11 protein-coding genes are annotated in these 13,660 nt (G+C 62.7%); 5 read left to right on the top strand and 6 right to left on the bottom strand.

The window, feature by feature from the left end:
• From ABIV12_RS06550 to ABIV12_RS06540, 3 genes are all read right to left on the bottom strand, one after another.
• Nucleotides 1-1,414, bottom strand: a 1,414-nt coding sequence (locus ABIV12_RS06550) for a hypothetical protein (RefSeq protein WP_348057475.1), incomplete at its 3' end; no start/stop codon positions are given.
• An 11-nt stretch (nucleotides 1,415-1,425) separates the two neighbouring features.
• Nucleotides 1,426-2,634, bottom strand: a complete 1,209-nt coding sequence (locus ABIV12_RS06545) for a TraB/GumN family protein (protein WP_348057477.1) — start codon at nucleotides 2,632-2,634, stop codon at nucleotides 1,426-1,428.
• A gap of 38 nt (nucleotides 2,635-2,672) precedes the next feature.
• A complete protein-coding gene (locus ABIV12_RS06540; RefSeq protein WP_348057474.1) occupies nucleotides 2,673-3,560 on the bottom strand; it encodes a carbon-nitrogen hydrolase in 888 nt (295 codons plus the stop codon).
• Between the two features lie 136 nt (nucleotides 3,561-3,696).
• Here ABIV12_RS06540 and ABIV12_RS06535 point away from each other — a divergent pair, with 136 nt between their 5' ends.
• A complete protein-coding gene (locus ABIV12_RS06535; RefSeq protein WP_348057472.1) occupies nucleotides 3,697-5,727 on the top strand; it encodes a diguanylate cyclase in 2,031 nt (676 codons plus the stop codon).
• A gap of 1 nt (nucleotide 5,728) precedes the next feature.
• On the opposite strand, the gene ABIV12_RS06530 is transcribed toward ABIV12_RS06535, so the two are convergent.
• The 3 genes from ABIV12_RS06530 to ykgO form a co-directional block, all read right to left on the bottom strand.
• Complete coding sequence (locus ABIV12_RS06530) at nucleotides 5,729-6,775, bottom strand: agmatine deiminase family protein (protein ID WP_348057470.1); 1,047 nt, start codon at nucleotides 6,773-6,775, stop codon at nucleotides 5,729-5,731.
• Between the two features lie 4 nt (nucleotides 6,776-6,779).
• A complete protein-coding gene (locus ABIV12_RS06525; protein ID WP_348057468.1) occupies nucleotides 6,780-7,127 on the bottom strand; it encodes a hypothetical protein in 348 nt (115 codons plus the stop codon).
• Nucleotides 7,128-7,290: 163 nt separating this feature from the next.
• On the bottom strand, nucleotides 7,291-7,416 hold the full coding sequence (gene ykgO, locus ABIV12_RS06520) for a type B 50S ribosomal protein L36 (RefSeq protein ID WP_291187865.1): 126 nt from the start codon (nucleotides 7,414-7,416) through the stop codon (nucleotides 7,291-7,293).
• Between the two features lie 154 nt (nucleotides 7,417-7,570).
• On the opposite strand from ykgO, the gene ABIV12_RS06515 reads away from it, so the two are divergent.
• From ABIV12_RS06515 to ABIV12_RS06500, 4 genes are all read left to right on the top strand, one after another.
• The gene (locus ABIV12_RS06515; protein WP_348057465.1) at nucleotides 7,571-8,251 is read left to right on the top strand and encodes a response regulator transcription factor; all 681 of its coding nucleotides are present in this window, start codon (nucleotides 7,571-7,573) and stop codon (nucleotides 8,249-8,251) included.
• On the top strand, nucleotides 8,235-9,635 hold the full coding sequence (locus ABIV12_RS06510; protein WP_348057463.1) for a HAMP domain-containing sensor histidine kinase: 1,401 nt from the start codon (nucleotides 8,235-8,237) through the stop codon (nucleotides 9,633-9,635). The genes ABIV12_RS06515 and ABIV12_RS06510 overlap by 17 nt, the downstream gene beginning before the upstream one ends.
• Nucleotides 9,636-9,730: 95 nt before the next feature.
• The gene (locus tag ABIV12_RS06505; RefSeq protein WP_348057461.1) at nucleotides 9,731-12,913 is read left to right on the top strand and encodes an efflux RND transporter permease subunit; all 3,183 of its coding nucleotides are present in this window, start codon (nucleotides 9,731-9,733) and stop codon (nucleotides 12,911-12,913) included.
• Nucleotides 12,903-13,660 (top strand): efflux RND transporter periplasmic adaptor subunit (locus ABIV12_RS06500; protein ID WP_348057459.1); only part of this gene is annotated, 758 nt, incomplete at its 3' end. The genes ABIV12_RS06505 and ABIV12_RS06500, both read left to right, overlap by 11 nt.

Raw genomic sequence — 13,660 nt, 5'->3', positions numbered from 1 at the left:
GGGTCGGTGCGAGCGCTGCTCGACAGGCAGCATGGAACTGACGTGCGAAGCCGCCCGGTTTCGACGCGTCGCTTCCTTCGATCGCATCGAGCCGCGTCCATTCGAGCTGTGCGTCTCGAACGCGCGTCGCCACCGCATCCGGATGCAGGCCGCTGGTTGCGAGAGCCTCGATGTCGTCCAGCAACTGGCGGCGTCTCTGGTTGTCTGCCCAATGTTGCCAACGGCTGATTTCCGCATAGCGCGCCTCGACCGCGGAAAGATATTGCGCCAGCGCAGGCGGCAACGCAGCGTCGAGTCGACGTCGCACGGCATCGACCCGCTTGCGAGCGGCATGCGCCTGAGCAGCGACTCCGCTGTCGATGGCGGTATCGATTGCAGCAAGGCCTTCTTTCAGTTCCGCGAGCAACGCTTGCTGCCGCTCACGATGCAACGTCTTTTCGGCATTTGCCTCCTCGATCGAAGCGGCAAAGCGCGCCTGTGCAATCATCGGTGCAATGATTTCGTCCGCATCGATCGCCGGATCCGAGGGCTCGCCGGACGACACGTCGGCGTGCTCAGCGTCGCTATCTGTGGAATTCGACAGCGCAACCGGTTCAACAGGTTCCGCAGCGGCTTCGACGATGATTTCAGGTTTGAGTGGAGGATTGCGGCTGATTTCCAGCAGCGCCTGGGCCGCCTTGAAACGACTGCGGAAAGCTTCGGATGCGCCAGCCTCGACGCCGGCCCATCGGGACGCGATTTCCGCCTCCGCCTCGACGTGGCGAGGTTGACGCACCAGTTGTTCCATCTGTTCGCACAGAGAGCGCGCGCGCAGATCGACGGTGGCGTCGTCGCCGCGTGAAATGCGCAACGCTTCGATGCGCTCCTTCGCGCGGCGGCTGACTTGCTTGTCGGTCTTGCGCGCTCGTTCCGCGAGGCGCGTGAGTTGCGCTTCGTCGTCGATACGCTCGACCAGTTCGAGGCGAATCGCGGGATCGGGATCCTGCACTGCGCGATCCAGGAGGATCGTGGATCGGGTGATCCGCTGGAGGGCCGCACGCCGCAATTCGGGCTCGCGCGCCCGACGCACGATATGGTCGATCAGTTCGTTGTCGTCCTGCGCCTTGAGCAGGCGGATCCGCTCGATGAGCGACGGCGACGACGCGTGAGTGCCTGTCAGAAGATCCAGCCACAGCGCTCGGGCCTGGACGCGGACCGCCGGGTCGACGTCATCATGCGCAACGCCCTGCACGATGCCCGCATCGGCCAGGCGCTTCATCGCGGCGATTCGGATCTTCGCATCCTCGTCCTCCCGCGCAATGCGCCCGAGGCTGGCGACAAGTTCGCTCTCGCCGTCGTTGAGGACGCCCAGAAGGCGCGTCTGCGGATCTTTGGAAAGCCAGCGCGGTTTGCGCAGAAAGGTCGGAAATTTCATTGGAAAGGTCTTCAGAACAGGTTCTTGATGATGCGGAAGCCTGCGGCGTATTCGCCGATCAGGGTGCCGAGCGTGACGAACATGAAATTCAGCAGCGTGCGCGCGATGCGGTTTTTCCACCATCCGGTCCAGTGCGCGACGTCGTCGCGCAGCGTGTCGAAATCGGCGACGCGCGGTCTCCGCAGCCAGGCTTCGACACCGGCACTGATTGCCGAGGCGGGAATGCCGGGACGAAACGGCTTCAGCGGCGCGGCGATGAATGCGGCGATTACACTCAATGGATGCGCGGCCGCGGCAATCGCGCCGAGCGCGGCGAATCCCCCGGTGAATACGATCCACGTGACCAGTGCATCGGTGCCCTTCGCGGTTCCCTGGGTGAATGCATACCCGATCGCCGCCGCAATCAAAACGAACACACCGATTGCAAACCACTTGGGCCAGCGCGACGCCGGCGGGGTGGTGGACAACCTCTCGATCAACGGACGCGGAACATCCATCTGCGCCGCCAGTTCGCGTTCGATGCCGGCGAGGTGTCCGGCACCAATCACCACCAGCACGCGTTGCGCGCTGCCGTCCTGCGATTTCTCGCGCAGGCGCGCCGTCATGTAGCGATCACGCTCACCGATCAGCGCGTCATACAGCGGCGGCGATTCGCGCGCGAACTCGTTGAACATGCTGCCGAGAAGGTCGCCTTGCTTGAGCTTCTCGATTTCGTCCTCGCTGACCTCTTCGCGGGTCAGCAGGCTCGCTCCGAGGCCGCCGACAATCGACAGGCGGTCAACGAAGCCGACACTGCGGTACGCACGCTTGAGGGTGATTCCGATTTCACGATCGACCAGCCAGATCGGCAGGTGACGGGCATCGGCGCCGTCGATCGCGGCCTTCATCTCGGCGCCCGGTTCGATGCCGAACTGTTCGGCGAGGCGACGCTGGAATGCCGACAGCGCGAGATTTGCGGCGATCAGTCCGACTTTGCCTTGGCGGATCACCTGGAAGAGATCCAGCTTGCGGAAGGCCTCCGGATCGCGCATCGACTGGAAGCGCGACTCGCACAATTCAACTGCCACCGCATCAAACGACTCGCGCTCCAGGATTGCGCGCACCGCGTCCGCGCTGACCCGTGAAACGTGCGCCGTGCCGAGCAGGACATAGTCGACGTCTCCGCGCCGAACGCGCGCAATCGGTTGGCCGTCGAGGACGTCGACCGGCGTGGCTGTCAATGCTCCGGTTGCGGACGAAGCGGCCGGCTCGTGCGCGTTCAATCGCGAAACCGCTTGGTGAGATCCGCATAGGCATCGATTCGACGGTCACGCAGGAACGGCCAGATGCGACGAACCTGTTCGCTGCGTTCGAGATCGATGTCGACGAAGAGAAGCTCGCGGCGATCGGTGGACGCCTGTGCGAGGAATTCACCTTGGGGTCCGGCGACAAAACTCGATCCCCAGAACTGGATGCCGCGCCCGCCATCCGGGGCGGATTCGAATCCCGTGCGGTTGCAGGCGAGCAGGGGCAGGCCGTTCGCGACGGCATGACCACGTTGCACCGTAATCCACGCATCGCGCTGGCGATCTTTTTCGTCCTGCGCATCGGAAGGATCCCAGCCGATCGCGGTGGGATAGAGCAGAAGGTCTGCACCGGCCAGTGCCATCAAGCGCGCACCTTCCGGGTACCACTGATCCCAGCACACGAGCAGACCCAGTCGGCCGACGGACGTGTCGATCGGCTCGAACCCGAGATCTCCAGGCGTGAAGTAGAATTTCTCATAAAAGGCGGGATCATCCGGAATGTGCATTTTCCGGTACTTGCCGGCAATTGCCCGCGAGCGGTCGAACACGACGGCCGTGTTGTGATACAGGCCAGCTGCCCGTCGCTCGAACAGCGACGAGACGACCACCAGACCGAGTTCTTCAGCCAGTGCACCGATCCGCTCCGTACTGGGGCCCGGAATCGGCTCGGCACGGTCGAACTCGTCAACACGTTCGTGCTGGCAGAAATACGGGCCGTTGTGCAGCTCCTGCAGCAGCACGAGCTGCGCACCGCCACCTGCGGCTTCACGCATTCCCGCTTCGATCGCGTCGAGGTTGGCTTGAACACTACCCCGGTCGGTCTCCTGCAGAAGAGCGACTTTGAGTCGTTTTTGCGTCATGGAATGATCTGTCGGCATTGCCAATCGAATATGGTAGCGCGGATCGGGGCAGACAACCTTGTGAGCGACCGCTAGCATGGGGTTCCAGAACCATGCGCACCCGGGGCTGAGTGGCCATGAATGCGACTGTCCAGCGATGACCGGCACGCTGCAGGTTGCGATCCTCGCTGACGCGGACGCGCGCGCTGCATTGCGGATGCTGGTTGCAGATTGCGGCGTGGCGATCTCGGTGACTGTCTGCAGCGATCTCGACGCGGTGCTGGCGCTGCTGGATGAATCGCATTGCGATGCGCTGGTCTTGCAGATGCGCGATGCGGGCGGCATCGAGGTGCTTGAACGCCTGCGCGAGCACACAACGACAGCGGCGCTGATCGTCCTGCTGAACGAGGAATCGCCGGCCTTGCGCAATCGTGCGCTCGCCGCGGGCGCGAACGACTGCCTTTCGCCCGATGAACGACGGCCCGAGCTGCTGGGCTATGCGTTGCGCCACGGCGTCGCGCAGGCGCGACGTGAGCCGGGGCATCGTGAACGTGCCGCGCAATTGCGTCGGCTGTTCGACTTCAACCCGCATCCGATGTGGGTCTGTGATGCGGTTAGTCTGAAGTTTCTCGCTGTGAATGCATGCGCAGTTGTCGCTTACGGATACAGCGAAGCCGAATTCCTGTCGATGACGTTGACCGATCTGCGGGTTTCCGATGCGCGCACGATGGCCGATGGCGCCCCGTCATCCTCGGATGCGGCAGGTCTGTGGTGCCATCGGCGCAAACGCGGCGGTACCATCGAAGTGGATGTGTTCGCGCAAGCGTTGCCCCAATGGGGAAACGACGTCTTTATCGCACAGGCGCGCGATGTCACCGCCGAGCGCCGGGCGATGCGTGGGCTCGAGGCAAGCGAACGGCGATTCCGCGACTTTTTCCAGCACAGCATGGGTTTCATCTGCATCCATGACCTCGATGGCATCGTGCTGTCGGTCAATCCGGCAACCGCCTCTGCACTTGGTCGCAGTGTCGCGCAGTTGCTCGGGACGCCGCTGCGCGATCTCTCGCCGCCGGAAATGCGCTTCCTGTCGGACAACTACCTGCAGCGCATCATCGCCAACGGTGAGGACGCCGGGTTGATGCGCGTCGTGCATCGCGACGGGTCTGTACTCGAATGGCAGTACAGCAATCGCGTCTACGTCGACGCCGAGGGCTCCTCGTACGTGATGGGCCATGCACAGGACATCACGACCATGCGCGAGGTGGAACAGGCACTCCAGCTGAGTGAGCGACGCCTGCGCACCGTCGCCGATACGCTGCCCCTGAAGATCGCCTATCTGGACGACGATCTGCGCCTCGTTTTCGCAAACGAAGCGTTTCGCCAAGCGTACCGGCTGGACGGCCAGGAGATGGGTGGCATGCATGTGAAGGACGTCATTGGCGCGGATCGCTTCGCCCGCCGCACGCCTTACCTCGATCAGGCGCTCGCAGGTGAACGTGTGGTGTTCGAAGACGAGGAAGGGGAGGCGGACAGCTATCGCTGCGTGGAGATCACCTTCATTCCCGAAGCGGCCGGCGATGGCACCGGGGTGATTGGCGTGCATGCGATGGTGCAGGACGTCACCGAGAAAAAACGCGAGGAAAAGCGGCTGATCCATCTCGCGCGGATGGATCACCTGACCGGGCTGATGAATCGCGCTGCGTTCTACGAACGGCTTGACGAAGCGATCGTGCGTGCGGGAGATGGACGTTCACTGCTCGCCGTGTTCTACCTCGACATCGACCGCTTCAAGCAGGTCAACGATACGCACGGGCACGCCGTCGGCGATTCACTCATCCGCGCATTCTCGGCACGTCTCACCCACAAGGTGCGGGCATCGGACGCGGTATCGCGCCTGGGCGGCGATGAATTCACCGTCGTCATGGAACACGTTCCTGACATGAAGCGGGTCCGCACGATCGCCCAAAAACTTGTCGACGCGATGGCGCAACCGTTCGAGCTTCATGAAGAGAACCTTCGAGTGACGGTCGGTGCCAGTATCGGTATTGCGGTGTGCCGTGGCGACCCGCCGGACGCGGCGGTGCTGGTCGCAAAGGCCGATGCGATGCTCTATCAGGCGAAAGAATCCGGGCGTGGCACCTGTCGTATTGAAACGATCGGCTTCGTCACCGAACCGGACCCGGCTTGAATCAGGGGCGATGCCCGTCGGCAAGACTGCCGGCAGGCAGTTGCATGGTGAGACAATGCACGCTGCCGTTCTGCCAGATCAGAGCGCGCGCATCGACCTTCACCACCTCGCGTCCTGGATGCGCCTGCGCAATGACACGGGCGGCGATATCGTCCGCTGCATCACCGTAGGCCGGCATCACGACACCGCCGTTGACGATGAGATAGTTCGCGTACGACGAAGCCAGTCGACGTCCACCATCGAAAATCGCGCGCGGCCACGGTAAAGGATGCAGCGTGTATGGCTTCCCCGCCGCAGTTCGCAGCGCCGCGATTTCGTCGCGCATCAGGGCGAGCTCCGCGTAGTGCGGATCGACAGGGTCGTCACACGCCTGGAACACGATCGCATCGTCCGGCGCGAAGCGCGCGAGCGTATCGATGTGGGCATCGGTGTCGTCGCCTTCCAGATATCCATGATCAAGCATCAGAATGCGCTGTGCATTGAACGCGTCGGAAAGCGTCCGCTCGATGTCATCGCGACGCATGGAAGGGTGCCGAAGGTGCAGGCAGCGCCATGTCGTGAGGATCGTGCCCGCGCCATCGGATTCGATCGCGCCTCCTTCGAGCGCCCAGTCGATTCGACGATGCGTCGCCTCGTGGAAAAGATTGCGTCCGATCAGCGCTTCAACGAGGCGGTCATCGCGACTTCCCTCGAATTTTCCGCCCCAGCCGGTGAAATGGAAATCGACGAGCTGATACGCATCGCCGTCGAGAAGGGTGAGGGGGCCGGAGTCGCGCAACCACGTGTCGTCATACGCCACTTCGACGAAACGCACGCGCGTGGAATCCACACCAGACCTCTCGAGACAGTCAGCGGCATGGGCGCGGATCTCGACATTCGCGACGCAGATGACCACATCTTCGAAACGCGCAATCGCACTGACGAGGCCAGTGTAGGCCACTTCGATCTGTGCGAGTCGGGGAGCCCAGTCGGTTGCTGCATGGGGCCATGCAAGCACCACCGCTGCCTGCGGTTCCCATTCCGCGGGCAGACGGAAACCAGAAGTCATCGGCTCAGGACGCCGGGGTCGGCGCTGTTGCGTCCATGACGCTATGGATCACGTGGCTACGCTCGAAGTAGACGGTGTAGCCGTTGTAACGCCAGCGGTTGATGGTCGGGTGACGCGGAGCGTCGCCTCCCGCGGACGGCAGCTTGTCGATCGGCGCACCGAAGCGTCGTTCGACCTGGCCCATGCTCATGCCGCGGCTCGGCACATTGCCGCCTTCCGCGACGTGATGATGGCGCGCATGTCGATGCGGCGTCTTCGCCGGCTGGACATCGAGGGTATCGGCGCGAGCGGCGGGAATGAGTGCCGCTGCCGCAGCAATGGACACCGTAGCGAGAACGAACTTCACAAGCATGGCTCAAATCCTTGTTCTGAAAGGAAGAACGGTCGAACTGCCTACAGCGGTCTTTGTAGCAGAAGCGCGCACTCCGTTCCATGCCTTGCGCGGCATTTTGCGGAACGGCGCAAAGAAAAGGGCCGCATTGCGGCCCTTTCCGGAAAACCCTGTTACAAACCGCTCAGCGCTGACGCGCCTTGAAACGCGGGTTGCTCTTGCAGATCACGAAAACCTTGCCGCGGCGACGGACGACTTTGCAGTCACGATGGCGCTTCTTTGCGGACTTGAGGGACGACAGCACTTTCATGGAACGCCTCGTAAAGGTTTCTGAACACGGAAAGCGCGGAATTGTATGGGAAATCGGACCGGATGGAAAGCGGCTGATGCAACAGGATGCGGTAACAGTGCGATCACGGAACGCTTTGCTTGATTCCAGGGCCGATACCCGCAAGCGTAGCGGCATGCCCAGGGTACTGACCATTGAAGATGATGCCGTCACGGCGCGCGAAATCGTGGCCGAGTTGCGCCGTCGCGGAAACGAGGTCGATTGGATCGATAATGGCCGCGAAGGCCTGCAGCGCGCGATCGCCGGTGCGTATGACGCGATCACGCTCGATCGCATGTTGCCCGGTCTCGACGGTCTCGCGCTGGTCACCGAGCTGCGCAAGATGGGAGTGCAGACTCCGGTGCTGATGATCAGCGCGCTCAGTGATGTCGACGAACGCATCCGTGGACTGCGTGCGGGCGGCGACGACTATCTGACGAAGCCGTTCGCACCGGATGAAATGGTCGCCCGGGTCGAAGTGCTGTTGCGCCGACAGCAGTCGGGTGGTCGCTCGACCGTGCTGAGCGTCGCGGATCTGCAACTCGATCTGATCGAGCGTGGCGCCAGGCGCGGTACGTTGGCCCTCGATCTTCTGCCCATCGAGTTCCGGCTGCTCGAATTCATGGTGCGCAATTCGGGGCAGGTGCTGACACGAACGATGATTTTTGAAGCGGTTTGGGGTTACCACTTCGATCCGGGAACGAACGTGATCGACGTGCATATCGGCCGCTTGCGCAAGAAAGTGGACCCGGCGGGTTTCGTGCCGCTGATCCGCACCGTCCGCGGACTCGGATATCGCCTTGCTGACACTGAGTGACCATTGGCGATCGGCGACGACGCGCCTGATCCTGATCTACGGCGCATTCTTCCTGGTGTGGAGCATCGTGCTGCTCGGCGTCGTCTATTGGGAAACCGGACGCTATCTGTCACGGGTGGTCGATGAGATTGTCGAGCAACGGGCCAGTTACCTGAAAACAATCGAGCGATCGCGACTCCCTGCCGCACTCGAAGCCACCGGCGCGCTCGACCTGCGCGGCGTGATGGCTCTCGGTCTGTTCGCCGCCGATGGCCGGTACATCGATGGAAACATCGAGCGCGTCCCGACCGACATTCCAGCGGACGGATTGATCCATGCGCTGCCGCTGGGACTCGACCGCCGTGGCCAGGACCACCGCGAACCGGCGCGAGGCATCGTCAGTCGGCTTCCGGGCGGCGAATGGCTGGTGATCGCACGCGACACCCGCGTCATCGACCAGGTGAGTTCGATCATTCGCCAGGCGCTGCTGTGGGGTCTTACCCTGACCGTGATTCCGGGTCTGATCGGCGGTCTCCTGCTCAGTCGCAGACCGTTGCGTCGATTGCGTGCGATCGAGGCCGCCATTGAACCGATCGCCCGTGGCGATCTCGGGCGTCGCCTGCCGGTTTCCGGGCGAGGCGACGAAGTCGACCTGCTCGCTGCGATCGTCAACCGCATGCTCACGGAAATCGAACGGCTGATCGGCGAAGTGAAGGGCGTTTGCGACAACATCGCGCATGACTTGCGCACGCCTCTGACACGTCTGCGCACGCAGTTGCATCGTCTGCAGGGAAACGACGCGCGCGGCGATGACGATGCGCGCGCACTGGAGCGCTGCATCACCGATGTCGATGCGCTACTCGACCGCTTCCGCGCATTGCTGCGCATTTCGGAACTGGAAGACCTGCATCGACGCAGCGGATTTACGCGCGTCGATCTGGGGATGACCTTGCGCCAGGTGCACGAACTCTATGCCCCGCTTGCCGAAGACAATGGGATCACCTTGCGCGTCGAGTTGCCGGTCGAGGCGACTCTTCACGCAGATCCTCATCTGCTGTTCGAGGCCTTGAGCAACCTGGTTGCCAACGCGATCAAGTTCACGCCGGCGGGCGGCAAGGTCTGCGTTCGTGCAGCCATGGAAAATCAGGGGCCGCGGGTCGACGTGATCGACAGCGGACCCGGCATACCGAGTGGCGAGAGGGCAGCCGTGCTCCAACGGTTCTACCGCAGCGAATCGGGTCGGCAGGTTTCGGCGCCGGGCTATGGTCTCGGTCTGAGCATCGTCGCCGCGATCGTGCGACTGCATGGTTTCCAGCTGTCGATTGGCGACAGTACAAGCGGCGGTGCGTGTGTCAGCGTGCGCTGCTGGGGCGACGCGTTGGTGGCGTCAGGCTCTCGTCGCTGAGCGGGAATGAAGATTTGTTCATCCGCGCGCCTCTTGGATTGAGGACGCACAGCACCTAGTTTGGAGCGCTGCTCCAGCCCCTTCCGGTAATCCGCATGATCGGTATCGTCCGAGTTGCGTTGCAACGCCCGTACACCTTCGTCGTCCTCGCGTTGCTGATCCTGATCATCGGGCCGCTGACAGCGATGCGGACTCCGACCGACATTTTTCCGGAGATCCGCATCCCGGTGATTGCGGTCGCCTGGCAATACACCGGCCTGCCGCCGGACCAGATGGCCGGTCGCATCACCACGCTTTACGAGCGCGTCCTGACGACGACCGTCAACGACATCGAACACATCGAGGCGAACTCGTATCAGGGATTCGGCATCGTCAAGATCTTTTTCCAGCCAGGCGTCAACGTCGCAACCGCGAATGCGCAGGTTTCGGCGATCTCGCAGACCGTCGTCAAGCAGATGCCAGCGGGTACGACGCCGCCACTGATCCTCAACTACAACGCCTCGACGGTCCCGATCCTGCAATTGGCGCTTTCCGGCAAGGGGCTCAGCGAGCAGAACCTTGCCGACCTCGGCCTCAACACGATCCGAACGCGGCTGGTGACGGTGCCGGGGGCGGCGATTCCCTATCCGTTCGGTGGCAAGAGTCGCCAGGTTCAGATCGACCTCGATCCATCGGCGCTGCGCGCGCGCGGTCTGTCGGCCGCCGATGTGTCCAGCGCGCTGGCGGCGCAGAATCTCATCACCCCCGCGGGCACCCAGAAGATCGGCGAGTTCGAGTACACGCTGCAGCTCAACAACGCGCCGTCGGCGATCAGCGATCTCGGTGATCTGCCCGTCAAGGTGGTCGATGGCGCCACCATCTACATTCGCGACGTGGCCAACGTGCGTGACGGAAACGCGCCGCAGACCAACATCGTGCACGTGGATGGCGCGAGATCGGTGTTGATGTCGGTCCTGAAGAATGGAGCGACATCGACGCTGGCGATTGTCGCAGGCATCAAGGCCAAGCTGGCCGAGATCAAGCCCGGCCTGCCCGAGAATCTCGAGGTCGCGCCAATCAACGACCAGTCCTTGTTCGTTCGTGCGGCGATCAAGGGCGTCGCATTCGAAGGCGTCATTGCGGCGGCGCTCACCAGCATCATGATCCTGCTGTTCCTCGGCAGCTGGCGCTCGACGGTGATCATTGCGGTGTCCATTCCGCTGTCGATTCTCGGCGCGATCATCTGCCTTGCCGCTCTCGGAGAGACGCTCAACATCATGACGCTGGGAGGCCTCGCGCTTGCGGTCGGAATCCTGGTTGACGACGCCACCGTGACGATCGAGAACATCAACTGGCATCTCGAGCAGGGCAAGGAAGTGGAGCAGTCGATCCTCGATGGCGCGGACCAGATCGTCACACCCGCATTCGTCTCGTTGCTGTGCATCTGCATCGTGTTCGTGCCGATGTTCTTCCTTGAGGGCATTGCGCGTTTCCTGTTTGTGCCGATGGCTGAGGCCGTGATGTTCGCAATGGCGTGCTCGTTCCTCCTTTCCCGCACGCTCGTTCCGACGATGGCGAAGTACCTGCTGCAGAAGCATGTGTCGCACGACCAGCAGTCGGGTGTGCCGTCGCGCAATCCGCTGGTGCGTTTTCAGCGCGGATTCGAACGGCGATTCGAGCGTTTTCGCGCAGGATATCGGGAACTTCTCAAACTGACGCTGCTCCACCGCGGCGTCTTCGTCAGCGCTTTCATGGGTTTCGTCTTGCTGTCATTCCTGCTCGTACCCTTTCTAGGCCGCAATTTTTTTCCCGCCGTGGACGGAGGCCAGATCCTCATGCATGCGCGGGTGCAGGTGGGAACGCGCGTCGAGGAAACGGCAAACCAGTTCGCGCGGATCCAGAAGGCGATCCGGCAGATCGTCCCGCCGGACGAGATCGCGGTGATGGTCGACAACATTGGCCTGTCGACCAGCAGCATCAATCTGACCTACAACAACACGGGAATCATGGGCGAGCAGGACGGCGACATCCAGATCGCATTGAAGGAAGGACACAGGCCCACGGCCGACTACGTCAAGCAGTTGCGCGAGACATTGCCGCGCGAATTTCCCGGCGTCACGTTCTCGTTCCCGCCCGCCGATATCGTCAGCCAGATCCTCAATTTCGGATCGCCGGCACCGATCGATCTGCAGATCCGCGGCGCCAATCTCGACGCGGGTTTCGACTATGCCAATGTGCTTTTGCCGAAGATCCGTGCGATCGCCGGAGTCGCGGATGCGCGCATCCAGCAGTCGCGCAGCGCCCGGGTGTTCAAGGTGGATATCGACCGCACGCGTGCCCAGGAAGTCGGCATCACCACGCGCGACGTCACCAACGATCTGGTGGTCAACCTTGCCGGAAGCAGCCAGGTCTCGCCGACGTTCTGGCTCAATCCGCAGAATGGGGTGTCCTATCCGATCGTCATCCAGACCCCGCAGTACCGCCTGGACTCGCTCAGCTCGCTTGCGAACGTTCCGATTGGCGGCACATCCGGATCGCAGATCCTCGGCGGGTTTGCCAACTTCACGCGCAGCAGCGGCAACGCGATGGTCAGTCAGTACGATATCCAGCCGATGGTGCAGATCAATGCGACGACCCAGGGTCGCGATCTCGGTGCCGTCGCAGCCGACCTCCGCCGCGTGCTGGCGGACACGGCGCAGAGCGTTCCGAAAGGAACCAGCGTCGTGCTGCTCGGCCAGGTCCGCACGATGGAAAACGCGTTCGAGGGACTGATTTTCGGACTGATCGGCGCGGTTGTGCTGATCTATTTCCTGATCGTCGTCAACTTCCAGTCGTGGGCCGATCCATTCGTGATCATCACCGCGCTGCCCGCCGCGCTCGCAGGCATCGTTTGGATGCTGTTTGCGACCTTCACGCCTGTATCGGTGCCTGCGTTGACCGGGGCGATCATGTGCATGGGCGTCGCAACCGCGAACAGCGTGCTGGTGATCAGCTTTGCGCGCGAGCGTCTCGATGAACTCGGGGACGCGACCGCCGCCGCCATCGAAGCGGGCTTCGTGCGATGCCGACCCGTGTTGATGACTGCGCTTGCGATGATCATCGGCATGCTGCCGATGGCGCTGGGACTCGGCGAAGGCGGTGAACAGAACGCGCCTCTCGGGCGTGCGGTGATCGGAGGATTGATCTTTGCGACGATTGCCACCCTCATTTTCGTACCCGTCGTTTTCAGCATCGTGCATCGACGTCACGGCGAGAAACACGCGGCGCGCCCCGCTGTCGGAGATCTTCATGCCGTCTGATATTGCAGCACCGAACGTGTCGCGCCGCGGGTTGCGCATCGCCGCGGTCCTTGCCGCCATTGTCATCGTGGGCGTGGTTGCGGTCGGCCTGACCAAACGCGCGTCGGGCGACGCGCAACTGCGCAACTGGACCGACGCTCAGGCCGTGCCGACGGTGGCCGTGGTGACGCCTGGCAGCGCCGACCAGGCTGCCAAACTCGACCTCCCCGGACGCTTCGAGGCGTACTCCAGGGCGTCGCTGTTCGCGCGCGTCAGCGGATACCTCAAGAGCTGGAAGGTCGACATCGGTTCGCCGGTCATGGCGGGCGAACTTCTTGCCGAGATCGAAACGCCCGACCTCGACCAGCAGATCCTGCAGGCAAAGGCCGATCTGGTCAGCGCGCAGGCGAATGCCAGCCTTGCAGGATCGACCACAAAGCGCTGGACGTCGTTGCTCGGAAAAAATTATGTATCAAAGCAGGAAGCCGCTGAGAAGGCCGGCGACTACGCGACGAAACAGGCGCTGGTCAAAGCCGCGCAGGCGAACGTCGATCACATGCAGGCATTGAAAACCTTCGCGCGCATCGTTGCTCCGTTCGACGGGGTCATTACCGCGCGCCAGACCGACATCGGTGCGCTGATCAATGTGGGCGGCGGGGAAGGGCAGGAGTTGTTCGTCGTCTCGGACACGCGAAAGTTGCGCGTCTATGTGAGCGTCCCGCAGAACTACGTGCCGGACATCCGGCCTGGAACCAAGGCGACGATCAG

Source organism: Dokdonella sp. (genome assembly GCF_039926425.1).
In the GTDB taxonomy this organism is placed as follows: Bacteria; Pseudomonadota; Gammaproteobacteria; order Xanthomonadales; family Rhodanobacteraceae; genus Dokdonella_A.
The sequence above is the reverse complement of the archived record's forward strand: the minus strand, read 5'-3'. Positions and strand labels throughout refer to the sequence as shown.